This is a genomic window from Aneurinibacillus aneurinilyticus ATCC 12856 (assembly GCF_000466385.1).
In the GTDB taxonomy this organism is placed as follows: domain Bacteria; phylum Bacillota; class Bacilli; order Aneurinibacillales; family Aneurinibacillaceae; genus Aneurinibacillus; species Aneurinibacillus aneurinilyticus.
Map to the genome: position 1 here is coordinate 21,681 of NZ_KE952862.1, position 23,884 is coordinate 45,564.

The 23,884-nt window shown below is 43.9% G+C and carries 27 protein-coding genes and 1 riboswitch; of the genes, 3 read left to right on the plus strand and 24 right to left on the minus strand.

The features are described from left to right. Positions 1-100 precede the first annotated feature (100 nt). Positions 101-1,051 carry an NAD(P)H-dependent flavin oxidoreductase gene (locus HMPREF0083_RS19420; protein ID WP_021623400.1) on the minus strand — a complete coding sequence of 317 codons (951 nt, stop codon included), beginning with the start codon at positions 1,049-1,051 and terminating at the stop codon, positions 101-103. A gap of 264 nt (positions 1,052-1,315) precedes the next feature. Here HMPREF0083_RS19420 and HMPREF0083_RS19425 point away from each other — a divergent pair, with 264 nt between their 5' ends. Continuing rightward, positions 1,316-1,666: an AMP-binding enzyme gene (locus HMPREF0083_RS19425; protein ID WP_021623401.1), complete on the plus strand. Its 351-nt coding sequence runs from the start codon at positions 1,316-1,318 to the stop codon at positions 1,664-1,666. A gap of 93 nt (positions 1,667-1,759) precedes the next feature. On the opposite strand, the gene HMPREF0083_RS19430 is transcribed toward HMPREF0083_RS19425, so the two are convergent. The 7 genes from HMPREF0083_RS19430 to HMPREF0083_RS19455 form a co-directional block, all read right to left on the minus strand. Then, on the minus strand, positions 1,760-3,067 hold the full coding sequence (locus HMPREF0083_RS19430; protein WP_040303956.1) for a pyrimidine-nucleoside phosphorylase: 1,308 nt from the start codon (positions 3,065-3,067) through the stop codon (positions 1,760-1,762). Positions 3,068-3,301: 234 nt separating this feature from the next. Continuing rightward, on the minus strand, positions 3,302-4,045 hold the full coding sequence (yunB, locus tag HMPREF0083_RS19435; RefSeq protein WP_051354729.1) for a sporulation protein YunB: 744 nt from the start codon (positions 4,043-4,045) through the stop codon (positions 3,302-3,304). 159 nt (positions 4,046-4,204) lie between these two features. Then, entirely contained in the window at positions 4,205-4,669 is a 465-nt protein-coding gene (locus HMPREF0083_RS19440) for a C40 family peptidase (RefSeq protein ID WP_021623405.1), read from the minus strand. A 7-nt stretch (positions 4,670-4,676) separates the two neighbouring features. Beyond that, positions 4,677-4,807, minus strand: a riboswitch (cyclic di-AMP (ydaO/yuaA leader). Positions 4,808-5,222: 415 nt separating this feature from the next. Then, positions 5,223-5,990, minus strand: a complete 768-nt coding sequence (locus HMPREF0083_RS19445) for a DUF3891 family protein (protein WP_021623406.1) — start codon at positions 5,988-5,990, stop codon at positions 5,223-5,225. A 49-nt stretch (positions 5,991-6,039) separates the two neighbouring features. After that, positions 6,040-6,345, minus strand: coding sequence for an AbrB family transcriptional regulator (locus HMPREF0083_RS30225; protein ID WP_081696123.1), 306 nt, complete (start codon positions 6,343-6,345; stop codon positions 6,040-6,042). Next, positions 6,309-6,602: an AbrB family transcriptional regulator gene (locus HMPREF0083_RS30230; protein WP_081696124.1), complete on the minus strand. Its 294-nt coding sequence runs from the start codon at positions 6,600-6,602 to the stop codon at positions 6,309-6,311. Before HMPREF0083_RS30230 ends, HMPREF0083_RS30225 begins: the two co-directional genes overlap by 37 nt. A 22-nt stretch (positions 6,603-6,624) precedes the next feature. Beyond that, entirely contained in the window at positions 6,625-7,275 is a 651-nt protein-coding gene (locus HMPREF0083_RS19455; RefSeq protein ID WP_021623408.1) for a cell wall hydrolase, read from the minus strand. A 186-nt stretch (positions 7,276-7,461) separates the two neighbouring features. Between HMPREF0083_RS19455 and HMPREF0083_RS19460 the strand changes: the two genes are divergently transcribed. Further along, complete coding sequence (locus HMPREF0083_RS19460) at positions 7,462-8,640, plus strand: MFS transporter (protein ID WP_040303991.1); 1,179 nt, start codon at positions 7,462-7,464, stop codon at positions 8,638-8,640. Between the two features lie 124 nt (positions 8,641-8,764). Here HMPREF0083_RS19460 and HMPREF0083_RS19465 read toward each other — a convergent pair whose 3' ends face one another. The 11 genes from HMPREF0083_RS19465 to HMPREF0083_RS19515 form a co-directional block, all read right to left on the minus strand. Continuing rightward, on the minus strand, positions 8,765-9,856 hold the full coding sequence (locus tag HMPREF0083_RS19465) for an HD-GYP domain-containing protein (RefSeq protein ID WP_040303958.1): 1,092 nt from the start codon (positions 9,854-9,856) through the stop codon (positions 8,765-8,767). Between the two features lie 106 nt (positions 9,857-9,962). After that, the gene (locus HMPREF0083_RS19470) at positions 9,963-10,265 is read right to left on the minus strand and encodes a YunC family protein (RefSeq protein ID WP_021623411.1); all 303 of its coding nucleotides are present in this window, start codon (positions 10,263-10,265) and stop codon (positions 9,963-9,965) included. A 67-nt stretch (positions 10,266-10,332) separates the two neighbouring features. Continuing rightward, a complete protein-coding gene (locus HMPREF0083_RS19475; protein ID WP_021623412.1) occupies positions 10,333-10,590 on the minus strand; it encodes a DUF6154 family protein in 258 nt (85 codons plus the stop codon). A 378-nt stretch (positions 10,591-10,968) separates the two neighbouring features. Next, complete coding sequence (locus HMPREF0083_RS19480) at positions 10,969-12,408, minus strand: bifunctional metallophosphatase/5'-nucleotidase (RefSeq protein WP_021623414.1); 1,440 nt, start codon at positions 12,406-12,408, stop codon at positions 10,969-10,971. Positions 12,409-12,425: 17 nt separating this feature from the next. Next, a complete protein-coding gene (locus tag HMPREF0083_RS19485; RefSeq protein WP_021623415.1) occupies positions 12,426-13,244 on the minus strand; it encodes a sulfite exporter TauE/SafE family protein in 819 nt (272 codons plus the stop codon). A 178-nt stretch (positions 13,245-13,422) separates the two neighbouring features. Beyond that, positions 13,423-14,823 (minus strand): Fe-S cluster assembly protein SufB, encoded by a 1,401-nt coding sequence (gene sufB, locus HMPREF0083_RS19490; RefSeq protein WP_021623416.1) that lies wholly within the window; start codon positions 14,821-14,823, stop codon positions 13,423-13,425. A 47-nt stretch (positions 14,824-14,870) separates the two neighbouring features. Then, on the minus strand, positions 14,871-15,302 hold the full coding sequence (sufU, locus tag HMPREF0083_RS19495; protein ID WP_021623417.1) for a Fe-S cluster assembly sulfur transfer protein SufU: 432 nt from the start codon (positions 15,300-15,302) through the stop codon (positions 14,871-14,873). Continuing rightward, the gene (locus tag HMPREF0083_RS19500; protein ID WP_021623418.1) at positions 15,289-16,512 is read right to left on the minus strand and encodes a cysteine desulfurase; all 1,224 of its coding nucleotides are present in this window, start codon (positions 16,510-16,512) and stop codon (positions 15,289-15,291) included. The genes sufU and HMPREF0083_RS19500 overlap by 14 nt, the downstream gene beginning before the upstream one ends. Beyond that, positions 16,512-17,801 (minus strand): Fe-S cluster assembly protein SufD, encoded by a 1,290-nt coding sequence (gene sufD / locus HMPREF0083_RS19505; protein ID WP_021623419.1) that lies wholly within the window; start codon positions 17,799-17,801, stop codon positions 16,512-16,514. Before sufD ends, HMPREF0083_RS19500 begins: the two co-directional genes overlap by 1 nt. Before the next feature lie 20 nt (positions 17,802-17,821). Further along, positions 17,822-18,610: a Fe-S cluster assembly ATPase SufC gene (gene sufC / locus HMPREF0083_RS19510; RefSeq protein ID WP_021623420.1), complete on the minus strand. Its 789-nt coding sequence runs from the start codon at positions 18,608-18,610 to the stop codon at positions 17,822-17,824. A gap of 246 nt (positions 18,611-18,856) precedes the next feature. After that, the gene (locus HMPREF0083_RS19515) at positions 18,857-19,306 is read right to left on the minus strand and encodes a hypothetical protein (RefSeq protein ID WP_021623421.1); all 450 of its coding nucleotides are present in this window, start codon (positions 19,304-19,306) and stop codon (positions 18,857-18,859) included. 177 nt (positions 19,307-19,483) lie between these two features. Between HMPREF0083_RS19515 and HMPREF0083_RS19520 the strand changes: the two genes are divergently transcribed. Next, positions 19,484-19,774, plus strand: coding sequence for a hypothetical protein (locus tag HMPREF0083_RS19520; protein WP_040303960.1), 291 nt, complete (start codon positions 19,484-19,486; stop codon positions 19,772-19,774). A gap of 33 nt (positions 19,775-19,807) precedes the next feature. On the opposite strand, the gene HMPREF0083_RS19525 is transcribed toward HMPREF0083_RS19520, so the two are convergent. From HMPREF0083_RS19525 to gcvH, 5 genes are all read right to left on the minus strand, one after another. Next, positions 19,808-21,148 carry an anti-sigma factor domain-containing protein gene (locus tag HMPREF0083_RS19525; protein WP_040303962.1) on the minus strand — a complete coding sequence of 447 codons (1,341 nt, stop codon included), beginning with the start codon at positions 21,146-21,148 and terminating at the stop codon, positions 19,808-19,810. Continuing rightward, entirely contained in the window at positions 21,072-21,944 is an 873-nt protein-coding gene (gene sigI / locus HMPREF0083_RS19530; RefSeq protein WP_021623425.1) for an RNA polymerase sigma-I factor, read from the minus strand. The genes HMPREF0083_RS19525 and sigI overlap by 77 nt, the downstream gene beginning before the upstream one ends. 308 nt (positions 21,945-22,252) lie before the next feature. Next, positions 22,253-22,678, minus strand: a complete 426-nt coding sequence (locus HMPREF0083_RS19535) for a hypothetical protein (protein WP_040303964.1) — start codon at positions 22,676-22,678, stop codon at positions 22,253-22,255. 385 nt (positions 22,679-23,063) lie between these two features. Further along, on the minus strand, positions 23,064-23,306 hold the full coding sequence (locus HMPREF0083_RS19540; RefSeq protein ID WP_021623428.1) for a DUF2553 family protein: 243 nt from the start codon (positions 23,304-23,306) through the stop codon (positions 23,064-23,066). Between the two features lie 169 nt (positions 23,307-23,475). After that, complete coding sequence (gene gcvH, locus HMPREF0083_RS19545) at positions 23,476-23,856, minus strand: glycine cleavage system protein GcvH (RefSeq protein ID WP_021623430.1); 381 nt, start codon at positions 23,854-23,856, stop codon at positions 23,476-23,478. Positions 23,857-23,884: the final 28 nt, after the last annotated feature.

A 23,884-nucleotide genomic window follows, 5' to 3' on the forward strand; every position in this document is an offset into this window, starting at 1 on the left:
TTTTACCTTCTTCAGAGTAGTTAGACAATAGGCTATATGCTAAAGATTGATATTTCAACAAAAAAAGCAGCTTTATCCATCAAGGAAAGCTGCGAAAAATCTAAAGAACATGGCTATGGATGACCGTTTTAGCCGAATTATACTCAGCCATAAGCCTATCAATAATTGTCTGTACAGGTAATATTTCTGTAATCTCATGTACACGGGCGCCGGCAAAGACCAAACCATTCTCTACATCTCCATCCACGGATGTAATAAGAGAATCCAGCGTACAAAAACGATATGAACAATTTTTCAGGCAATCATGGCATTTTTCAATTTTCAGCTTCTTTTCGCCGCTAATCGCATTCGTAAAATGGTTGCGTATGGCTCGCCCTTGAAGCCCAACAGTCGTCTTTACAAGCACAAGATCGTTCTCATCTGTTGTTTCGATATATTTCTGCTTAAATGCATGCGGTGCATCACACTCTACACTTGCTACGAATCGTGTCCCCATCTGTACACCTGAGGCGCCTAGCTCAATTGCCCGCGCAATATCAACCCCGTCTACAATACCTCCGGCAGCGATGACTGGAATATTAACGGCTTCTACGACCTCGGGCAGGATCTCGAATAAAGGCCGGTCGGTCCCCAAATGTCCGCCCGCTTCGAATCCTTCCACTACTACCGCAGCCGCGCCCAGCCGTTCAGCTAACTTAGCCAATTTGGCTGAAGAGACTATCGATAGGACAGGAACATTGTATTCACGCCCCCAAGCATACATATCCCGTGAAAATCCGGCACCTGAAATAATAAAATCAACCTTTTCTTCCATTGCCGCTTTTATCGTTTCCGCAAAATCATTCATCGCAAACAATACATTAACCCCAATGTATCCCTTACCTTGTGTCAACTCTCTCGCACGGCGAATATGAGCTCGCATCTCTTCAACTGAAATTCCTGTTCCAGAAATAATCCCTATACCTCCGGCGTTTGCGACAGCCGCCGCCAGATTGCTTAATGAAATCCGTACGCCCATCCCCCCTTGCATAATCGGCACGCGCGGTTTCATATGCGCAATCTGTAATTGTGGTAAGTACACCCCAATTCCCCCTTATATCCATAACTCAAACTTCCTTCTAATCCCCCGGAAGATAATTTAAACTATATCATACATCAAATGCAAAAAGTGTTAATTTTTCAAGGCTAAATCCCATACGCTTACCGTGTATATAGTGATATAATTTTTTTATGATATAGAATAGACAGAAAAGATTGAAACCATGCTAACTTTCGGAACAATCATGAATATTATAAAAATCCTGAAGCTACAACAATGTCCTTTTATGAAGGATATTTTACGGTAGGCGATATGGCTATACAGGATGAGGAAGGCTTCTATTATATTGTGGATCGCAAAAAGGACCTGCTCATTAGCGGCGGTGTAAACATTTACCCGCGAGAAGTCGAAGAGGTACTCTATACACACCCGAAAATTCTGGATGCGGCTGTTATCGGAGTGCCTGATCCAGTATGGGACGAGTCGGTAAAAGCGATCATAGTACCACGCGAAGGAGCTGAATTGACGCAGGAGGAAGTAATCGGGTATTGCGAAGGAAAAAGCGCCGGCTATAAGAAACCAAAATCAGTTGACTTCCTTGACGAACTGCCGCGTAATCAGTATTAGCAGGATCAGCAAACGAAAATCTAACACTTATTTTCAAGCATCAAAAGAGCTTTGCGATCATAAGGATTGCAAAGCTCTTTTGGTAGATATCTCCTATCCTACACGGATTTCACCGTAGATGAGCGGAGGTGCTTCTACGGCTTCCGATACAATCTTGTAAGCATCTGTAATAATATCTTTTACTTCAGTTACGTCTTCTCGATTACTAAAGATCGTTACTAACGTCTCGCCTTGTTGCACAGAATCGCCGATTTTCTTGCGTAACACCACCCCGACAGCCAAATCGATCGCCGATTCCTTCGTGGCCCGCCCGGCTCCGAGTAACATCGCAGCCGTACCGATCCTGTCTGCCTGAATGGATGACACATATCCATCAGTGGTCGCTTTCACTTCAAATGTATATTTCGCCTGTGGAAGCTTCGATGGATCGTCGACAAGGGAAGCATCGCCTCCCTGAGCTGACAAGAATGTTTTAAACGTCTCCAGTGCTTTGCCATTATGGATAACTTCCTCAAGCAAGCCCCGGGCCGCCTCTGGACTATCCGCTTTACCGCCAAGGTATACCATATGACTGCCGAGTGTTAGACATAGCTCTTCCAGATCTTTTGGTCCTTGACCTCGCAACGTATCGATAGCTTCTTGTACTTCCAGCGCATTGCCCACCGCAAATCCGAGCGGCTGACTCATATCAGAGATGACAGCCATCGTCTTGCGCCCTACACTGTTTCCAATATCGACCATGGCCTGCGCTAATTCGCGCGCACGTTCAAGATCTTTCATAAATGCTCCACTGCCTGTTTTAACGTCCAGTACAATCGCATCAGCACCTGATGCAATTTTCTTGCTCATAATAGAGCTTGCGATGAGAGAAATGGAATTAACAGTTGCGGTTACATCACGCAAGGCATACAATTTTTTGTCTGCGGGTGTTAGGTTCCCGCTCTGACCAACCACTGCCACTTTGTTCTTATTAACCAATTCATTAAATTGCTTATTATCAATTTCTACGTGAAATCCGGAAACAGATTCCAGTTTATCAATCGTACCTCCTGTGTGGCCGAGACCACGTCCAGACATTTTGGCTACCGGTACGCCTAATGCCGCTACGAGCGGAGCGAGCACAAGTGTCGTCGTATCCCCTACACCGCCTGTACTATGCTTGTCTACCTTAATTCCTTCAATGGCCGATAAGTCGATTTTATCTCCGGATTCCACCATAGCCATAGTGAGATTTGCTCTTTCCTCCTGCGTCATATCCTGGAAGAAAATCGCCATAGCCAAAGCGGACATCTGATAATCCGGTACTTCACCCTTCGTATAACCGCTAATGATAAAATCGATTTCGGCCTTGCTTAGCTCTTTGCCATCGCGCTTCTTCTCGATTAAGTCAACCATTCTCATGCGGTAAACCTCCATAATTTTTTCCTTTATGTTTACATTAGCATACCAGCAATACCCTCGCTTCACAACGAAGCGAGCATCCCTACAGCAACCAAACACAGCCCAAATGATGCAAAAAAAAGCCACTGCTTATGGAAGCAGTGGAAATATAGGGGGAGAAAGAGAGAGAAAAAATTCTCATGCTAATAATAATAGTATTCCCCCTCTTTCTTTATGCTAAACATGTGTATCATATTATTTTTCGATTGTTGTACTGTTTATCCCGATGGGTGGAACAATTGGCGGTGGCTGTACCCCCGGCACTTCACTCCCTATCGGTCGCCCTGCACCGTCATAATAAAATTGTGGTACATTTCCAACAATCAGGGCATTTGAAATCGGGATCTCCGTTCTAACTACCGCAGGTTGTGTCGAAAAAGGAATGACGATTCTCACCTTTGCTTCAACATTCATATACACTGTCATCAGTACCATGTTGATGCCTGCCTGCTGCATTTTCGGTTTTAATTCAACATGCACACTGCCCAGCGGCACAAGCTTCAATGGCAAATCCGGCCCTAGCTGTGCCAGAAGGTTACTTTGTAGCGCCTGCCCAAGCGGAATGGGTTCAGACATGTTCTCCATTTCCTTCAATGTGTGCATCACATTTTCCGTAGCCTCAAACACGATACGGGTATGCTCATTAGAATTCAAAAAAGCTGCCTGAATCTTCCCATCTTTATCTGCTCTAACATCGATCAGCTTTTTTAAATCCTCCTCCTTCATAATCTTCTGGTTAATGGCGTCATGAATGGCTTTTGTTGCGAGTTGTTCGGCACGAACACGCGCGATATTGTGGAGCACAGGCTCAATGTTTTTCTCCACATAATAAAACGTTTGAAATGTAAGACCCAAGAAAATGAGCAGGGAGATGAGGAACATATATTTGGAAGGAACGGACGCTCGACCTGATCTGCTGCGAAGCTTCCTTCTTTTCATCTTCCCACCTCCTTGCTGCAAATATATGCCTGAAGGTAGCGAGCTAAAACAGAAAATTATAGATATAGTCATCCATCCTTATCAAAAATAAAAAACCCCCAACTGAAACGCATTCAGTTGAGAGTTAATAACGAATATTATGTAGACATGTCGTTCCTATTACTTCGTAACACGCTTGGCGCCAACGTAACGGCTACCCCAATAGTACTTATCGTTGATGCTACTAATCGACACGCCGCTGCTGCTAGACGAATGAATAAACCGCCCACTTCCAAGATACATACCTGCATGTGTAACAGCCGAACGGCTAGATGTTTTAAAGAATACTAAATCTCCAGTACGAAGCTGTGAACGGGACACTGGCGTTCCTTTGCTATACATCGCGCTTGCAGTTCTTGGCAAAGAGATTTTTTCTCCCTTAAATACGTAGTTCAAAAATCCGGAACAATCAAAACCACTTTTAGATGTTCCGCCCCATTTGTATGGTGCTCCTAATACGCTCATTGCTTTAGTAACAAGAGATTCATTAGCTGCAGAAGCCGTACTGGTCCCCACAGGCGCAAAAAGACTACCAAGCGCAATTACGCTCGTCATTGCCACCGTCAAAATACTTTTTTTCTTCATAGCCTAGTTTTACTCCCTTCGTGCCTACGAGGTTAGTTGACGGGTTAAGAGGATAAGGTCTCTTTCCGCTCACGCGGATACACCCCAAAATTAAATCGTCCCCCGCTTCACGTTGTATGAATTCGGCAAGTAAACTTTTTCTATTTAACTGGCCACCTCTATAATAGTAATCTTTTTCTATATTTCTATGTTTTTCTATCTCTTTTCCAACAACAACGGTTTAAGTTTATCGAATTCTATCGAAAAAGAGAAGAATTTCACATAAATGTTCATATTTTAGACACATTTGAACGAAATTTTCTGCAACCTATGAAAATACACTTTATTTTTTGCAATTGGATATTACTTCTATATAGAAATTGCTTGACGTATTAACAAAAGCTCAGGTGGTTCGAAGTAGGAGATTCGGCAAAAAAAAGAGGTTGGATGCGCCCTGCGCTTCGGCAGAAGGAAGGCCAGCGTGTCTTTTTCCGACCGTTCCCACCCTTCCTTCTTTTCTTACCTCCCACCACAAAAATAATACTTCAAGTGAATTCTATATGACAAAATGGATTTATCCTGAAACAAACACGATGTCCCGTGTCTTCCATGGAGTTTTTTTGTATGCCTGAGCCAACCCTACTTGTTGTATCCCAGCTTTCGAAACCTCTTTAAGCGGTACGGAAACTTCGCACGCTTCTTCAAATGGAAACGGGAAAAGGCAGACAGTTCCCCGATCAAGCCAACGGGCGATTATTTTCTTTTCACCACTGAAGGCAAATCTTTGAGGGAAGCCTTGCTTGTACCAACCGACTTCCTGTTCCTTTGTTACTCCCGGCTCCTGAAGGCACATATACAAAGAAAGATTGTCACAAAACTGTAACAGCTCGAAATGAAAATCCAGTTCTGCTTGCCCTTCTTCCCCCATGCCCAACTTTTCTTTTAAATAATACTGACGAATTTTCTCGTCTTGTACATATGCCAACGCTGCCTCTTCTGAAGACCCTTGTAAAAATGAAACATAATGCATACTGCAAAGAAGACCGCCGTACAAACTTCGTGCCTCTACTTCATCTACTCCTTTTCGGTAGAAGGAAAGTTTGGGTACAAGCGGAAAATCGATAAATGTATACGGTTTGCCGCTTGCATCATTCCAGAATGGCGTATCATCCAGGTTAATCCAGCCACGATCATGCTGACTAATACTCCAAATTACTTCTTTTCGTTTCTCTTTTCCAATAAAATATTTATTCTTCCATCTGTTAGCCAATTCTCCCGAGGCTAGAGCATGATGATGCTGGGTTACCATCACAAATTCATGCTCTCGTTCGTATGCAATCATGCGTCTCCTCCTCACTTCATTATAAATTACGCCATTTCAGCTTTGTCATTCATTGATTTTGGGCACTTCGTTGCAGCCAACGCTGCAAAAGTGGAGAAATCACAAACATAATAAAAAATACCCGAAACAACTGATAACCACTCACCATAGATAGGTCAGCATGAACCATACTAGCTGCCACGCCCATCTCAGCAACACCACCTGGCGCTGCGCTTAAGAAAGCAGTAGTTAACATCATCGGTGTCCAAAGCGTCAGCAGGAATGCAAGAAGCAGCAAGAATAGTACCAGAAGCACGCTGCTAGGCAACGTATAGCTTCCTAGCACCTTAATATTTTTAAGTGTGCGAGGCTCCATCTGCAATCCCGATTCGCTGCCCGCCCCAGGCACACTGCCATAGACAAGCTTACCAGCACAGTTAAAATTGTGGATATCAGCATAAATGGCAACTGCTGAACAATTTGCAACGCTGCTCCTCTCGTAAAAGATGTACCTAACATATAACCCAGCATTAACAGGGCCGCCTGACGCAACGGATACGGCCAAACAAGCGAACGACCCCCTTCCATCGCATCTTCTTCCCCTACATGCCGCAAATAAAATCCCCGTCTCATAAAGAAACGGGGATGCTTAGGTTTATTTGGCGAAAATATGTTTTCCGATTTTCTTCGTTTGATGACGCGTCCAAATCCATTTCGAAGTGGCGATGTCCGGATTAAAGTAGTATAGCGATTTACCGGATGGATCCTGACCGCGTATCGCTGCCCTTGCAGCGCGATACGCCTGTTTACTTGGCTTTAGTTTATACTGTCCATCAGACACGGCTGTAAATGCTCCCGGTTGAAAAATCACATCATGAATCGTTTTCGGGAATTTATCCGATTTGAGACGGTTCATAACGACCGCCCCTACTGCTACCTGGCCTTCAAAAGACTCACCACGTGCTTCGCCGTGAATCACATGAGCCAGCTTGTCGAGTTCGGCTTTACTTATCGTTAACCGTGCAAGCCTGGCCATTGTATTTGGACCAGCCACCCCATCGACAGATAAGCCTTGCTCACGCTGAAACTTACGCACTGCAGCCTCAGTCAATGTACCGTAGTATCCTGTAGCCTTTGCAGAAAGGTGACCCAGAGTACCCAAACGAACTTGCAAATCCTTTACATCGCCATTTTTCATACCGTACTTGAGCGTAGATGCTGCTTCTGCGCGGGTATGTATTGGTCCTGTTATGGCTCCTAGTATAAAAGCGGATAGAAGCACCGGCATTAAGATTTGTTTCTTCATGTTGGCGTAACCTCCTCTTTCTCCTTCCCCACATTATAGGCAGTGCTATATGACTGTTCAATGCACAAAAAGTCGTAACTGTCTATAACAAGAAGTAAATGCTTGAATTTTTTAGCAATTCCTGCTCATTTGCGCTAAAATTATAGTAAATCTTTCCCGGGAAAAGGAGATGGTTTTTTGCCTTCTTTGCCGCACAATGCTACGGTATCCTCACTTTGGACACGTGCATTCATTTTGACCACATTATCTAATCTTTTTTTATTTACAAGCTTTCAGATGTTAATTCCAACACTGCCCATCTATGTCGAAAGAAACGGTGGAGATGAATTGGCAGTTGGATTGGTTATCGGCATTTTCACCGTGTCCGCTCTGCTGACCCGTCCATTTGCAGGAAAAGCCCTTGATAATCTTGGCCGCAGAAAAGTTATGGTTATTGGACTGATTATTTTTATTCTGTCAATGTCTGGATATTACTGGGTTACGACTATCTTTCTGATTTTAAGCCTCCGTGTCATTCATGGTGTTGGCTGGGGGATCACTACGACAACGTTTGGTACAGTAATCTCCGATATTATTCCCCCAGAACGGCGCGGTGAAGGAATGGGATACTACGGTTTGTCGAGCACATTGGCTATGGCTTTAGCCCCCTTATTCGGCATTTGGCTGATGGAGAAAGCCGGGTTTGGCTGGCTATTTTTCCTGTCTACAATGTTGGCGGTTTTCAGTCTCCTTATCTCGCAGACGATTCGCTATCCCGATATTCCCGCCCCCGCTTCTGTTGAAGAAAATAAGCAGCGAGGCAAGCTGGATGATCTGCTTGAAAAGAAAGCCCTTTTTCCTTCTTTTCTCGTTATGCTACTAGGACTTACTTATGGGGGAATCGTTACTTTTATTACATTGTTCGGCCAGGAAGCAGGCATTGCCAATGTAGGATGGTTTTTTCTTGCCAATGCACTGATGGTCATGCTTGTTCGTCCCATAGCCGGGAAACTGTTTGATCGAAGGGGGCATGTGTGGATTCTCCTTCCCGGAGCCTTTTTTACGATGGTCGGACTTCTGCTTCTATCATATTCCAGCAGCGTACCTTCACTCATTTTCGCTTCATTATTTTATGGTATCGGCTTTGGAGCCATTCAGCCGACGCTTCAGGCATGGACGATTAACCGTGTGGCCGTCAACCGACGCGGAGCCGCAAATGGTACATTCTTCTCCGGCTTTGATTTAGGGATAGGAGCTGGGGCTATGGTTCTAGGCTTTGTCGCTAAATTAGCAAGTTATGCCACTATGTACCGCGTTTCCATTTTATTTATCGTACTATATCTACTAACTTACGTACTATATCTTCTCAAGCAAAAGGAGCAATAAAAAACGCGCGGGCATGTCCGCGCGTTTTTTAGATAATATGCTCAGATTCTTTTATTTCTTGGTACGCCGCCAAGCAATACCTGTTCTTCCTTCCGTACCTTATCTCACTTATCCATCTCGGCTATTACAAAATCGTGTCACACTGCACAATCGTTACATTTAATTCCTTGGAAAGATCGATTTCATAATATGGATTCGCCCTGCTTCCATCTTCATTCTTAATCACACGTACAATCGGACGCGCAGGAAGATTGCGGTTATAATCCACTACAATACCGGTAGCACCATTGCTTAGTGTGACGGTTAGCCCGACCGGATAGATAGCGACTGTCTTGCGAAAAGCTTCTACAACCTCTGGCTCGAATTGCAGGCCAGTTCCGCCAAAAATAATGTCCATAGCATCATGCGGCAACATCGCACTCCGATATACTCGATTCGTCGTTAGTGCATCGAATACATCACACACTGCAAGCAAGCGTGCATATTTATGAATATCCTCCCCTTTTAATCCACGGGGATACCCGGTTCCATCCATTCGCTCATGATGCTGATACGCGCAGTGCGCCGCCAGTAACGGAATGCCTTGCTGATGCCGTAAATATTCAAACCCATATTCTGCATGCTTTTTCATAAGAAAAAACTCATCGTCTGTTAATCGACCAGGCTTGTGTAAAATTTCGTCGGGAATCATCAGCTTTCCGATGTCATGTAGCATCGCACCTATTCCAAGTTCAAGCAACTCTTTATCGCTATAACCTAATTGAAGGCCGACTGCGGTCGAATAAATGGTAACATTCAGCGAATGTGCATATACATAATGGTCTTGTATATACATATCGCTCAATAGTCCCAATGCTTTGTGATTGCGCTTCAAATCTCCAAGAATCAGTTCAAATACATTACGAAAAGCCGTAATTGTGGTAGGAGAAAGCCGAGCCTTCCATTTCTGTTCCGCATGAATAATCTCCGTAAATCCCTGATAAATCACCTTTACAGCGGCACGCCTCGTCTCTGATGATACAGCCTCTTCCACTTCCAGATCTTCTGTTGCCTCATCCCGTATGTATAATGTATGAATCCCTTTTTGTTTGAGTCGCTCAATGATATGCTCCGTCAACTCCATATCCTTATTGAGCAGTATTGTTCCCTGATCCGTACAAATTGGCTGTGCCAAAACCATACCGACTTGGCATCGCTGAATCGAAATTAGTCGCATACGTAATTAGCTCCTCATGTCCCCTAGTCTCTTTTTCTCATTATACATATGCTATTCCAGGAAATATATCATATATTCGACCTAAAAAAAGCTTTCCAAAGGAAAGCTACAACATGGCAATAATCGCGTCTTTTCCTTTCATCCCCGGTTCGATTCCTATCTCTCTTGCCGCCACCGTGACTGACTCAAGCGGTGCTTCCAGCAATTGCTCGATGGTACGTACGCCAAGTGCTCTTCCTGCAATAATACCGCGGTCAGCAAGGCGTTCATTCAATAGGCCAACATCAAGTGCACCACACATAATATAACCTCTTTCGGTTGTAACCATTAAAAGATTGGTTTTTGGTAGTTGTACCGAAATCGCAGTCACCTGCCGACCATCAAGCATGAGCGGTTTCATTTCAATCATTCTTTTATCCTCCTTACACCTTCCCGTCTCTCTTTACAGTATGTAAGTAATGTACGTGTGGTGACTTTCAGTGATAGCGGTGCTGACGGAACGTTTCCGGACGTACGCTTCCCACGCCTTCTTCCGCCATTTTCACCCGTAGCATCTCCATCAAATACAGACCGAGCATCTGATAAATTTCAGTATCTTGCATCTCCTGAATCCATTGCATTAATTCCTCTTTACTTTGCCCATGTAACAGCCCCATAACGATCGCTGTTACATCCTCTTCATCACCTGTTAGCTTATCACGATACATGTTATAAATGTCATTGACTAGCTTCATAAAATCCGATTACCCCTTTCACTTCTATATACATCTGGTTTGATAAATCGACAAACTTTTGTGGTAAGAAGTAAGAAAAGACGGAAGGGCGGTGGGTGGGCACGGTCGGAAAAAGACACACTGGCCTTTCTTCTGCCGGAGCGCAGGGCGCACCAACCTCTTCTTTTTTTCGAATTTCCTACTTCCAACCACGTGATCATGTCAAAATATCAAGTGTAACTTATATAGATGATGTTCAAAAGTCTAGGAAACAGAACTACGAATTTCTACGTTGCGCTGCTCGCATCTGCTGCTCCTTGAACTTCACGGCTCTGTTTGTCCTCCTTTTTGAACATGCTCTTCTATAATACTAATGCGGTCTTTTCTAGTATATCCCGCTTATATCTCATGCCATCGCTTGTGTGCAGTTTTCTGTAATTCTTTTTCATCCTGTAGCTGTTTTTGCAATACATCCCGCAAAAATTCCGGAAGATAAAATTTATTTTCCGTTCCCTGCTTGAACATTGGAAATATAATGCCGAACGTAAACATATCAATGGTACCGACTGTATATAACCTCTCTTCCTGCAGGGGAGCGCCCTGTATTTCTACACGCTTAATACGCCTTCCTACTGGAGCATATTTATCGTAATGCACCTCGGCACCATCTATACTTAACCAGCCGATAACTTTACCACGAAAGCCAAATCCATTTACTTCTCTGTGGATAACTGATGCATCTAGCGCCTCTTCCAGAATCACCAGCAACTGCCTCCCGTTTAGCTTCATTCTGCACGGATTAATCGGATGAGGACACAGAGATAGCAAGTCCTTACGGGTAACCTTCCCCTTTCGTAAAGAGAACAAAAGTGTCCCCGAGTTCACAAGACTAATTTCTGCGTCTACCCAGACGCGTAATCCCGCTGCCAACAGGTTAGACAGCGGTGACTCTTCTTCCCATGATACAGGAAGATCGTACTTTAAACTAGTGATGACTTCTCCCATAATGTTCTCGGCCCTCTCTTGATGCCTTTCAATTACTTCCTCTACCTTTTTATCGGGTTCGTACAGCCGGGTTGGTAAGCAATCGGCACGCATCTTCTGTACAGCTTTTGTCTGTTTATCATATGTTACAGTTACATGACCGATGTATTCCCCGAATTTTCCGGTTTGGCAGATGAGTGTATTCTTTACCATCTCTCCTTCTGCCAAATATGTATGAGTATGTGCACCTAATATAATATCGATTCCTTTAATGCTGCGGGCCATCTCAACATCCCCGCTATATCCAATGTGGGAAAGAATAACAATAAGATCAACGCGTGAACGAATAGCTGCTACGTACTCCGCCACGACTTTCTCAGGCACAAGTGCAGTTAATCCCAATAACTCATAAACTGAAGAAAACGATGCTGTAATACCGATCCAACCGACAGTTAGGTCACCATATTGCTTAATCAGATAAGGCTTAAGAAAAGGTGGAATTTGCTTTGTTTTTGCATCCAGTAGATTGGCACAGATGACAGGAAAAGTAGCATTGCGATATAGTTGATCAAGCTTTATTCGAGGAAAAGTTAACCCTTCATTATTGCCGATGGTTGCTAAGTCGTATCCTGTTTCGTTCAGCACATCAATATTGGCCTGCCCCCAGGTCGCTTCCGTTTTCAGTTGTGCCCTGTCCATATGATCGCCCAAATCGACGGTAACAACAGGCTCTTCTCTCTCCTGTACCGCAAGCCGGATCGATTTCAATCCGGCAGCAATGCAGCTCATCCATTCGAAATGACTATGCAAATCGTTTGTATGCAGAATATGTAGGATACCTTCCCCTTTTTCCACCTTATCTCCTCCTTATCTCATAATAGCCCTTGCCAAAGCATACGCACGGCGATCAAAAGCAGAACAAAACGCAAAATTCTTTCCAGCCATTTACCCGAAAGCTTGCGGGATAACCAGCTTCCTAAAAGCCCTCCGATTAAGGCTCCCGGCGCAATGGCAATAACTGCGCTCCATACGATATGACCAAGAGTGATATGTGTGATACTGCCGACGAGCGAAGATAACAAAATAACGAACATCGAAGTGGCTGCAGCCACATGCGGCGGAAATCGAAACATCACGAGTAAAAAGGGAACAAGCAACGCCCCGCCGCCGATACCGAATACGCTTGACAAAATACCGACTACTAGTGCAATGCCAATCGCAGCAGGTTTAGAATATCCATATGTATACACCTGGCCACTTACATCCGTATATGTTTTCGTCGTTTTCCACTGCTTTTCCTTGCCTGTAGCAAACTTAGAGCGATATGACAAAAGAGCGAGCATAAAAAGCATGAAAATCCCATAGTACAAGTTAAAAGAACCTTTATCGAAAAAAGCGGATAGCCATGCACCAATAATAGCTCCTGGCGCACTACCTATAAAAAATAAAAAAGCGCTTGAAACATCGATTAATTTTTGCTTTGCATAGCTAATGCTTGAGGAAAACGCTGTAATAATAATAAGCATAAGCGATGTACCTATTGCAAGCTGAGGTGTTATTTCAGGCACTCCTGGAATAAAGCTGGACAAATAGAACAAGGCAGGTACAAGAATAATTCCTCCTCCCAGCCCAAGCAAGCTCCCAAATGTGCCGGCTGCAATACCGACAAGCGTAAGAATGAACCAACCCATTTTTTATCCACTCCAATGTGAAACCATATCATTATATGAAGGATATGTCACTATATATCTTTCTTATTTTCTTACTATCATATCACACATTTCTTTTTTCCATTTCCAATCATTAATTTTCGATTTTCATACAAAAAACTCCCAAACCATTTGTTTGGGAGTTTTTTGTATTTTTCTGTTAACCAATAGAACCTTCCATTTCGAACTGAATAAGGCGGTTCATTTCTACCGCATATTCCATTGGCAATTCTTTCGTAAACGGTTCAATGAAGCCCATGATAATCATTTGTGTAGCCTCGTCTTCCTTAAGACCACGGCTCATCAAATAGAATAGCTGTTCTTCACTCACCTTAGATACGGTTGCCTCATGCTCAAGCGTAATGTTGTTATTCAAAATTTCATTGTATGGAATCGTATCCGACGTAGACAGCTTATCAAGAATAATCGTATCACATTTCACATTGGATTTAGAGCCTTCAGACTTACGTCCAAAGTTAGCCAAGCCACGATATGTGACCTTACCACCGTGTTTACTAATACTCTTCGATACGATAGTCGAGCTACATTCCGGTGCCAGATGAACCATCTTGGCACCTGCATCTTGATGCTGGCCTTTACCGGCTACAGCGATGGAAATGACGACACCCTTCGCACGCGGTCCTTTCATAATAACCGCAGGATATTTCATCGTAAGCTTACTTCCGATGTTGCCATCGATCCATTCCATAGTCGCATCTTCTTCCGCCACAGCGCGCTTCGTAACCAGATTGTATACATTGTTCGACCAGTTCTGGATTGTCGTATAGCGGCAACGGGCACCCTTCTTTACGATAATCTCAACAACCGCGCTGTGCAGTGAATCTGTGCTGTAAATTGGCGCTGTACAGCCTTCTACATAGTGAACAAAGCTGTCTTCATCAGCGATAATCAATGTTCTCTCGAATTGACCCATGTTTTCGGAGTTGATACGGAAATATGCCTGCAGCGGCGTTTCGCATTTAATGCCCTTCGGTACATAGATAAAGCTTCCACCCGACCATACTGCGCTGTTCAGCGCCGCAAATTTGTTATCTGTCGGAGGAATTACTGTGCTGAAATATTCCTTTACAATATCCGGGTGCTCACGCACAGCGGTATCCATATCACAGAAGATAACACCCATCTCTTCAAGGTCTTGCTGCATATTGTGGTATACAACCTCGGATTCATACTGCGCCGATACACCAGCCAGGAATTTCTGTTCAGCTTCTGGAATTCCAAGACGATCAAATGTGTTTTTGATTTCTTCCGGAACTTCATCCCAGCTACGCCCTGCCTTCTCGGATGGCTTGACATAATACGTGATGCTGTTGAAATCCAATTCCGTCAAATCGCCGCCCCAGTTTGGCATCGGCATGCTTTGGAAGAGCTCCAGAGACTTCAGGCGGAAGTCCAGCATCCATTGTTCTTCGCCTTTCATGCGAGAGATTTCTTCCACGATTTCTCTCGTTAATCCTTTTTTCGCACGGAAGACCGAAATGTCCTTGTCATGAAACCCATATTGATATTCTGAGGATAGCTCAGGTGCTTTTTTGCTCATTCTTATTTCCTCCTTGCTAAGGCGTGTTACGCCTCCTCATGTTTAAGCTACTCACGGAGGCCCTTTTCCATGGCTTTCCATGCAAGAGTAGCGCACTTGATACGGGCCGGAAACTTGCTTACGCCTTGTAACGCTTCAATATCACCCAGGTCAGCCTCTTCGATTTCTTCCTCCGAGGCTTCCCCTTTCATCATCCGGGAAAATAAATCAGCTCTTGCCAAGGCTTCATCCACTTCAAGTCCTTTGATGGCTTCTGTCATCATCGAAGCAGACGACATACTAATGGAACAGCCTTCCCCGGTAAAACGGGCGTCAGTAACTTTTCCGTCTTCCACTTTCATCTGTAGTTGAATACGGTCGCCGCAGGTCGGATTATTCATGTTTACAGTCAATGCACCATCTTCGAACTCCCCACGGTTGCGGGGTTTTTGATAGTGGTCCATGATGACTCTGCGGTATAAATCATCAAGAGAAGACATTGCCGAAATACTCCTTTGTCTTAATGAGTCCTTTTACCAATGCGTCTATATCTTCTTCCGTGTTGTACAGGTAGAAACTGGCACGCGCCGTAGACGATACTTTCAGCCATTTCATGAGCGGCTGGCAACAATGATGTCCCGCACGAATTGCAATCCCCTCCGTATCAAGTACGGTAGCGATATCATGTGGATGTGCCTCATTCATTGTAAACGTAACCAAGCCGCTTCTCTCTTCGGGCCCGTATATTTTCAAGCCGTCAATCTGACGCAAGCGTTCCATAGCATACGTTACAAGCTGATGTTCATGCTCACGAATCGCATCTATGCCGATTGATTCTACAAAATCAATCGCTGCGCCAAGGCCAATCGCCCCGGCAATAATCGGCGTGCCACCTTCGAACTTCCACGGAAGCTCTTTCCATGTCGAATCATACAAATCTACAAAATCAATCATCTCTCCGCCGTACTCTACAGGCTCCATCTTCTCAAGCAAAGTACGTTTTCCGTAAAGAACACCAATCCCTGTCGGACCCGCCATCTTATGTCCAGAAAAAGCGAAGAAATCACAATCCAGTTCCTGAACATCTACCTTCAGATGAGGTGCTGCTTGTGCACCATCGACGACTATCACACCACCATGGCGATGCACAATTTGCGCTATTTCTTTCACTGGATTAATCGAACCGAGCACATTGGATACATAGCCTATCGCAACCAGCTTCGTATTCGATGTAATTGTCTGCTCTGCTGCCTGCACTGTAACCGTACCATCTTCCGCCAGCGGAATGAACTTTAGTGTGGCACCAGTTTGTTTGGCGATTTGCTGCCATGGAATGAAGTTGCTGTGATGCTCCACTTCCGTAATAACAATCTCATCGCCCTCTTCAATGAAGTTGCGGGCATAGCCTTGAGCGACGAAGTTCAATGACGTAGTTGTCCCGCGGGTAAAAATTACTTCCGCAGTTTCTTTCGCGTTAATGAACGTACGAACTTTTTCGCGTGCTCCTTCGTATCCATCCGTTGCAAGCGTTCCGAGGGTGTGAACGCCACGATGAACGTTGGAATTGTATTCACGGTAATAACGGTCCACCGCTTCGATTACCTGAACCGGCTTTTGTGAAGTAGCCGCACTATCGAGGTACACCAGCGGATGGCCGTTTACACTCTGATTAAGAATAGGAAACAGCTCGCGAATTTCTTTAGCATTCATCAAGACAATTTACCTTCAATCATCTTACTCAAACGTTTTTGCATTCCCTCGATCGGAAGACTGTCCACTACTGGCGCTACAAAACCGTTGATGATTAACCGTTCTGCTTCTTTTCTCCCAATGCCACGGGACATCATATAATATACTTGCAGCGGACTGATCGGACCTACGGATGCCGCATGGCCTGCCATTACATCATCTTCATCAATCAGCAGAATTGGGTTTGCGTCACCACGAGCCCGTTCACCGATCATCAGGATGTTCTCAGCCTGTTCGCCGTTGGCTTTCTCCGCACCTTTTTTCATTTCGGTAATTCCATTGAAAATGGCGGTTGCTTCATCAAGCATAACGCCCCGTGATAAAATGTTGCTCTCCGTATGAGTACCAATATGAACAACACGTGCCACAAAATTCTCTTTTTGGCTTCCATTGGCAATCGCTACTGACTTGAAATCAGCAGAAGAACCGTTTCCACTTAGAATAGTTGTCGTATTGGCTACTGTATTGCCCAGGTTCATATCGCCTAGTAACCACTCGATGCGTGCATCATTTTCCGTAATACCACGACGATACGTATAATCCGTAACTTGCTCGGAAAGGGAACGGGCCGAAGCGTACCGAACTTTGGCACCGCTTTGTGCAAACACCTCTACCATGCCATTTACTACGACGGACCGTGTATAATTGGCTCCTACTACGTTTTCAACAACTGTAACCGTACTATTCAGATCAGCTACAATCAATGTATGTGGAAGCAATGCAACCTCTTCATCCATACCCCAGATTACTGTTTGCAGAGGCTCTTTCACTTCTACGTTTTTCGGCACATATACGAAAAATCCGCCGCTCCATAAAGCTTGATGCAGTGCCGTAATTTTATGTTTCTCAATGCCGCTTTGGAATAGATGCTTCTTCACCAAATCACCATGTTCCCGAACTGCCTGGGAAAGCGGCATAAATAGCACACCCTGCTCCTTCAGGGAATCACTTACGCGGGCATATACAATGTCAGAATGCTTCTGAACGATTACATTATCATTATCTGCATCCAGCAGGTCCTTAATTTCTTGCGGAAGCTGCTCCAGTGAAGAAAGCTCCGCTTCCTCTTTATATGGTGTAAATTCGTCAATGTTCCATTTATCGATCTTTGTCTTTTCCAACTTCGGCAATGGGAGCTGCTGATAACCTGTAAACCCTTCCTGGCGGAGCTGCGTCAGCCATTCCGGTTCGCCCTGAGAAAAGCGAGCTACCGCTTCCTGGTCGAATCGCACATTCGCTTCTACGCTCATTACTGTTATTCCTCCTAACCCTAGCTTTCTGCGCCTACTGTTTCGTCCTGAATACCAAGCTCTTCTTTAATCCAATCATATCCGTTCTCTTCAAGCTTCAGAGCCAGTTCCGGTCCACCAGATTTCACAATGCGACCTTGCATCATCACATGGACAAAATCAGGCTTAATGTAGTTCAACAGACGCTGGTAGTGCGTAATCATCAGCACACCCATTTCCGGACTGCGGAGTTCGTTTACGCCACGTGCTACAATTTTCAGCGCATCAATATCAAGGCCAGAGTCGATTTCATCAAGAATAGCAATGCCTGGCTTCAGCATCATCATCTGAAGAATTTCATTGCGCTTTTTCTCTCCCCCAGAAAAGCCCTCATTTACATAACGATGGGAAAAAACCTGATCCATCTCCAGTAATTCCATTTGCTTCTCCATTTGGCGGATAAACTTAATCAGCGAAATTTCCTTGCCTTCTTCCTGACGTGCATTTAATGCGCTGCGTAGAAAATCAGCATTCGTTACGCCGCTAATTTCACTTGGGTATTGCATCGCAAGGAACAGGCCTTTGCGTGCACGCTCATCCACTTCCATCTCCAGTACGTCTTCCCCGTTCAACGTTACCGAGCCGCCTGTTACTTCATATTTAGGATGCCCCATAACAGCAGAAGCAAGCGTTGATTTTCCCGTTCCGTTCGGACCCATGATGGCATGCACTTCACCACCCTTGATTTCGAGATTCAAGCCTTTTAGGATCTGCTTGTCTTCAATTGCAACGGATAGGTCTTTTATTTGCAAATGCGGTGTTCCTGCCATTAGTAAATTCCCTCCATCTAACTTTTATCAACCTCAAACATGACGTAAAAAGTCACGTATTTGAAAACTCTTTGTTTTAAATCCTCTTTTATAATATAGTATAACATAGTTGAAAATCAAGGAAAGACATATATGGATATTTTTTAAACAAATTTGTTTAAAAAGTACCTTTTCTATGCCTGTTCTATAGAATAGCCTAATTCAAAAAAACTATAAAGTGAAACTTCAATTAGCGGGAGTTTTCCCTCATCCTCCGCTACGCTTTTTGGCCCGATTAGCTATAAATTCGACTTTGCGTGCGAATTGTAGCAACGCTTTCTCCTCCGCTCCTTTTATCGTCACATATCCTGATTGCCCGTCCATCCCTTTTATTTCAATGGATACACTGTGGCGATGATATTGCACCCTGATAATGTCTTCAGCATTTATGTTAACGAAAGGAAAGCCCTGCGAAGCAAATCCCATGAAAATGCTCTTGCTATATACAATGACATCCATTTCAGTCATATGTACATTGTCATCATGAATTACCTCTTTTACTTTTCCTTGCCAAAGCGGAACGTCGAAATGCTGCGATCCGATAGAAACAACACCACTTTTGCCTTCCTTTCTGCCAGCTAGCGCATAAAATGCCAAAATAAACAGCAAAATCGAAATCGACATTGCCGCGCCCATATATATAATAACTTCTTTCATACCCGTTTCCTCACTATATCCTTTTATTTATAATCTTAGCATTTTTTGCTTCCCCCATCGAAGGACGACACGAATTTGTAACTTCTTTCCTCCAAATTTTATCCATAAAAATATATGTCATCCTTCCAGCTTTTTTGTATAATATAGGTAAGAAAACTCGGAAAATGAGGTGAGCGCATGGAGTTTTTTTGTCCTCCCTGTCAGAAGGTTGTAGACGATTCCCATCACCTTTGTCATCAAGCACAAGCCTGGTTTCATAATGCCAACGGCAAAAAATTGTGGCGCATTCGTAGATTGAACCAATATGCATACCAATATATTACAGAAGATGAGTATGCTCATTTGTGCTCTGGCCAATCACTTATTTTATCAGAAGCACAAAGTTTCGATGATTTTGATGGCATATCTTATACCGGAGTGGATTCGCGTGGAAAGCGAACCTCCATTTTTGAACAATCTAACAAGTAAAGCCGATGTCTGAATGACATCGGCTTTCTTCTGTTACTTATTTGATTCCTCATGTTTATCTGCGGATGAAGTTGATTTCTTATCAGATTGGTCTTCCTTTTTTTCATCCGTGTGCTGTGTTTTTTTCTCTGTTTCCTTATGCGGAGAACGATCGGCATTCTGCTTATTCTGTTCGCGTTCCTCTTTATACTTTTCGTTTCGTTCTTTTTCTTCCTTTTTAATTGTGCGGCCTCCCTGTTGGCTCTGTTGCTGCTGCTGGCCGTACCCGGAATTGTATTTCTTATCCTCTTCAGACCGTTTCTCCTCTTTTTGCGCCTGTACCTCCGCTTTATGCTTCGTATCCGCTGCAATTAGCTTCGGCACCCCCGTTGACTTGTCCTTTTGCTCCTGTTCAGTCAACTTTGGCGTGCGCTTAACAGGAAGATTGTCCTGCTCTGCGCGGACGGAAGCCGTCTTCTTTTTCTGTGGCTCCGGGTTTTTATGTGGTGACGCTTCCGCATTGTCTGCAAGCTGTTTAGGAATAGACGGAACCTGCGCCGGTTGCTTTTCCGGTTGCTTTTTTTGTTCTTTCTTCAATGTAGAAGGAACATTCGAGTATTGCACCGCATTCGGGATATTTTTAAATCCACCGATCGCCGATGATACTTCGCTAATGCTCATCCTACGAATACTATCTTCACCCAAACTTTTATCAATGCTCTTCATAGAGTCATAAAGCGCATATTTTCCAGCGGAAATCCCTAGCTTGCGAGCCTGTTCACGCATCTCTTTTGTACTTTCCATCATCGTAACAGTTAGCTCTCCCATACCGCTGCTGGTAAAGACCGGCACTTCCTTCTTCATAATCTCAAGCAGCTCTTGGGAGGCAGCCGGATTTTTCATCCCCACAGGAACAATAAGCACATCATGGTTCTTCTCCAGATATCCTTGCTTGCGGGCTTCAAAAATAATATCCTTTGTGACCTCAATCAGCGTATGTTTTTTCCAATCTATGTCCGGTACTATACGTTCCGCATCCTTATTCAACGCATGAACACCGGTCACTTCGTACCTTTCGTTCACTTCAAGCTCAAAGCTCGGGTTAATATCAATGGAAACTGTGGCATAAGCAGAAGCAAATACCATGTTCCAGAGCGGTAGCGCAGTAATCAGCAGCAGCAAACAGGCGGCTGCCGCATACGTCCAGCTTTTCCATGCATACCGCTTGCCTCGCGCAGGAGTGGAGTCATTGGCTTCCAGCGTATGAGTAAACTCAATCTCCTCGCCTTCGGTAATCAGTCCTTCGGTAGGCGGAATCTTACAGAACTCTCCGCTGGATGTCATGACAATAAGATACTGTCCCCGTATCTCCAGCACGATGCCCTTCTTTTTCACGCGTGAGCTCCTCCTTTCCTTCCGTTTCATCCATTTGAATGTAGGAGCGCAAAAACCGATAGTTCCCAATGAAGATAAGCGTAATTGCCACAATGTAGTTCCGATTCCTTTCTACCGTTTTGCGGGAGAAGGAAATAAACTGAAGAAGGTACTTAACCGGAATTTTTTTCTTCTCCAGAAACGATTCCCGCAATTTTTCATTGTCCGCAATCATCCGGGCAATACGAATCATATTATTTCGGGCATCTGCATGTCGGGGCGTATATTCAGGAAGCTCTTCCAAAGCAATGTCAAACTCACTCAGACGCTCCCGGTAGTGCAGGATTTCTTCCCGCCGCATATCCGCCTCGCGCTCTGCCTGATATTGTTCAACTGCTACCTGTACATCCCAGACATTGTATTCCGGTGATTCGGAGTCCATCGTTTCATCAAAAGAAACAAAGGAGGCACGCGGCTTATTTTTCCGAATATAATCTATAACACGCCTGCGTATCACAAGATCCGCAAACGACAAAAAACTGCCACCTCTCTCGCTGGAATACTGTGATATCGCTTCGTTAAACGCTTCTAGTCCAACGCTGAACTCTTCATCGTGGCTTTGATCAATGTATCGTTTGCACACTTTTGAAACAACCGTACCGATAAACGGCCGGTACTGCTGAAGTAACTCGTTGCGCAACTCATCTTCGCCCTGGTGAATTCTTTCGATCATTCGATGAAGGTGCTCAGTCTCATTTTTCTCCTGTAGAGATTTTTCTTTACGGCGCCATTTTCCCAGGAAAAGTGTGAGTAACAAGAACGTTCACCTCGCTTCATATTTATTCGCGTACTCCAAACCTTTTTAGGGGGGAGTAATAAGGCTGTATGTAATAAAAATAAAAAAATCATATCTTAACAAATATAAGCTTATTCACAAATGTAGGAATTGGCAACCTTTCATGGTAAAAAAACGGAGATAAGCAACGGCTTTACACCCTCTCTGTCTTCTCCCCAAAATAAAATTTTCATAAAAAAAGTCACCTTCCTTTCTCTACCATAAAAGAAGAGCAGGCTCTGGCGACTAATCTTAAAATAAAGTTTTCATTTTTTCAATACCTTAATACTTTAGGGAAGCGTTTTGTTGCTCTGGGCTTCCCAGCGACTTAACCGCTGACTGAGCTTATTTAATCTGCGCTTTAGTTCGTTGCTCCATTCTTCATCTTCTAGCTGTTTCGCAACGGACATCAAATCCAGCGCATTATCAATCTGACTGCGAAGAATATAAGAAATATTTCCATTATCTATGGAAACACAATTCTCAAATGTGCTGTCAACATGCTCTCCCGTTACATAATCGCGAAAGTCAACTTCGGGAGCCAAATCGGCCTGTGCATATTCCGATAGTATATCATATTCTTCTTCTATCTCTGGATGAACGTCAATACGGTTGCACACAGGGCAATACAGAATAGGAACGTTATGAATCTGCGTCTTGAAATGACGTAAACTGCCCAGCGCGCCGATCATACTGGCTCCGCAGCAAAAACTCATCCGGACTCCTCCTTTATCTATAGCAGCTATGCTAAAAGTGTCTATTTTCTATTGTAACGATGAGGTTCTTCTTTTCCTATGCGTAATTACTGGAATTGTCTATATAGAAATCACTTGACATATTATCAAAAGTTCAAGTGGTTGAAAGGAGAAGATTCGGAAAAAAGAAGCAGGTGGATGCGCCCTGCGCTCCTTCTTTTCTTACCTCCCACCACAAACATGTGTCCAGTTATCAAATCAGATGTGCATGGCTTTCTATTATTCTACCATACCTGAAATAAAACAAGCATAGAAAATACGCGTTTTATTATATATGTATTGCTGTATCAACTTCATTATGCAAAAAAAGAAGCGGAGAATTCCGCTTCCAGTGAACCAAATCAATTTAACACCAGCCCCAACCACAATCTTCCACATAACTGGAAGGATGAGTCGTGTCGGTTGAGTCTAAACGAAAAATACGCTGCTGATCCACTGCGTATCCGGCATTCATCGTACAGGACGCCATATCAAATGGAATATGACCAATCTCCTGTCCATTCAGCGTTAGGACAATACAATCTTCCGTCATTTCTCCACGCACTTTATTCGTGACATCAATCCGATTTACATCAGGAAGCTGTGACATGAGAATCCCTCCTTGTGTAAAAGATAACAATAGTATGCCGAAGAACGCAGATTTTTATTATGATGGATTGTGATTTTGAAGAAAATCCGTCTGATAAAAATGAGATGAATTTTCTTAATGGAAACAAAAAAACGACCCTAAACATAGAGAGTCGTTTTTTACTCCATTTTTATTCCTTCACCATTTCCTCGTAAGCTTTTGCATCCATCAGCTTGCTTACTTCGCCCTCATCCGCTAACTCAACAACTATCATCCATGCCTTCTCATAAGGAGATTCGTTTACCAATTCCGGCGAATCTTCCAGTTCGCCGTTTACTTCCACCACTTTTCCGGTAAGTGGCGCATACAGTTCAGATACCGTTTTAACAGATTCTACGCTGCCAAATGATTCGTTCTGCTTCACTTCATCTCCTACAGAAGGCAGTTCTACGAATACGATATCGCCCAGCTCGGATTGTGCAAAGTCTGTGATACCGATATACGCTTTATTTCCTTCTATACGTACCCACTCGTGCTCTTCGCTGTATTTCAAGTTTGCTGGCAAGTTCATCTTTTCGAGTCCCCCTTATGTCTGCTTT

What these genes read in the sequence shown, in the direction of transcription:
- HMPREF0083_RS19420 (WP_021623400.1), bottom strand. Translation starts at nt 1,051, where the DNA reads ATGAAACCGCGCGTGCCGATTATGCAAGGGGGGATGGGCGTACGGATT.
- HMPREF0083_RS19425 (WP_021623401.1), top strand. Translation starts at nt 1,316, where the DNA reads ATGTCCTTTTATGAAGGATATTTTACGGTAGGCGATATGGCTATACAG.
- HMPREF0083_RS19430 (WP_040303956.1), bottom strand. Translation starts at nt 3,067, where the DNA reads ATGAGAATGGTTGACTTAATCGAGAAGAAGCGCGATGGCAAAGAGCTA.
- yunB (WP_051354729.1), bottom strand. Translation starts at nt 4,045, where the DNA reads ATGAAAAGAAGGAAGCTTCGCAGCAGATCAGGTCGAGCGTCCGTTCCT.
- HMPREF0083_RS19440 (WP_021623405.1), bottom strand. Translation starts at nt 4,669, where the DNA reads ATGAAGAAAAAAAGTATTTTGACGGTGGCAATGACGAGCGTAATTGCG.
- HMPREF0083_RS19445 (WP_021623406.1), bottom strand. Translation starts at nt 5,990, where the DNA reads ATGATTGCATACGAACGAGAGCATGAATTTGTGATGGTAACCCAGCAT.
- HMPREF0083_RS30225 (WP_081696123.1), bottom strand. Translation starts at nt 6,345, where the DNA reads ATGGAGCCTCGCACACTTAAAAATATTAAGGTGCTAGGAAGCTATACG.
- HMPREF0083_RS30230 (WP_081696124.1), bottom strand. Translation starts at nt 6,602, where the DNA reads ATGAGACGGGGATTTTATTTGCGGCATGTAGGGGAAGAAGATGCGATG.
- HMPREF0083_RS19455 (WP_021623408.1), bottom strand. Translation starts at nt 7,275, where the DNA reads ATGAAGAAACAAATCTTAATGCCGGTGCTTCTATCCGCTTTTATACTA.
- HMPREF0083_RS19465 (WP_040303958.1), bottom strand. Translation starts at nt 9,856, where the DNA reads ATGCGACTAATTTCGATTCAGCGATGCCAAGTCGGTATGGTTTTGGCA.
- HMPREF0083_RS19470 (WP_021623411.1), bottom strand. Translation starts at nt 10,265, where the DNA reads ATGATTGAAATGAAACCGCTCATGCTTGATGGTCGGCAGGTGACTGCG.
- HMPREF0083_RS19475 (WP_021623412.1), bottom strand. Translation starts at nt 10,590, where the DNA reads ATGAAGCTAGTCAATGACATTTATAACATGTATCGTGATAAGCTAACA.
- HMPREF0083_RS19485 (WP_021623415.1), bottom strand. Translation starts at nt 13,244, where the DNA reads ATGGGTTGGTTCATTCTTACGCTTGTCGGTATTGCAGCCGGCACATTT.
- sufB (WP_021623416.1), bottom strand. Translation starts at nt 14,823, where the DNA reads ATGAGCAAAAAAGCACCTGAGCTATCCTCAGAATATCAATATGGGTTT.
- sufU (WP_021623417.1), bottom strand. Translation starts at nt 15,302, where the DNA reads ATGTCTTCTCTTGATGATTTATACCGCAGAGTCATCATGGACCACTAT.
- HMPREF0083_RS19500 (WP_021623418.1), bottom strand. Translation starts at nt 16,512, where the DNA reads ATGAATGCTAAAGAAATTCGCGAGCTGTTTCCTATTCTTAATCAGAGT.
- sufD (WP_021623419.1), bottom strand. Translation starts at nt 17,801, where the DNA reads ATGAGCGTAGAAGCGAATGTGCGATTCGACCAGGAAGCGGTAGCTCGC.
- sufC (WP_021623420.1), bottom strand. Translation starts at nt 18,610, where the DNA reads ATGGCAGGAACACCGCATTTGCAAATAAAAGACCTATCCGTTGCAATT.
- HMPREF0083_RS19515 (WP_021623421.1), bottom strand. Translation starts at nt 19,306, where the DNA reads ATGAAAGAAGTTATTATATATATGGGCGCGGCAATGTCGATTTCGATT.
- HMPREF0083_RS19520 (WP_040303960.1), top strand. Translation starts at nt 19,484, where the DNA reads ATGGAGTTTTTTTGTCCTCCCTGTCAGAAGGTTGTAGACGATTCCCAT.
- HMPREF0083_RS19535 (WP_040303964.1), bottom strand. Translation starts at nt 22,678, where the DNA reads ATGAGTTTTTGCTGCGGAGCCAGTATGATCGGCGCGCTGGGCAGTTTA.
- HMPREF0083_RS19540 (WP_021623428.1), bottom strand. Translation starts at nt 23,306, where the DNA reads ATGTCACAGCTTCCTGATGTAAATCGGATTGATGTCACGAATAAAGTG.
- gcvH (WP_021623430.1), bottom strand. Translation starts at nt 23,856, where the DNA reads ATGAACTTGCCAGCAAACTTGAAATACAGCGAAGAGCACGAGTGGGTA.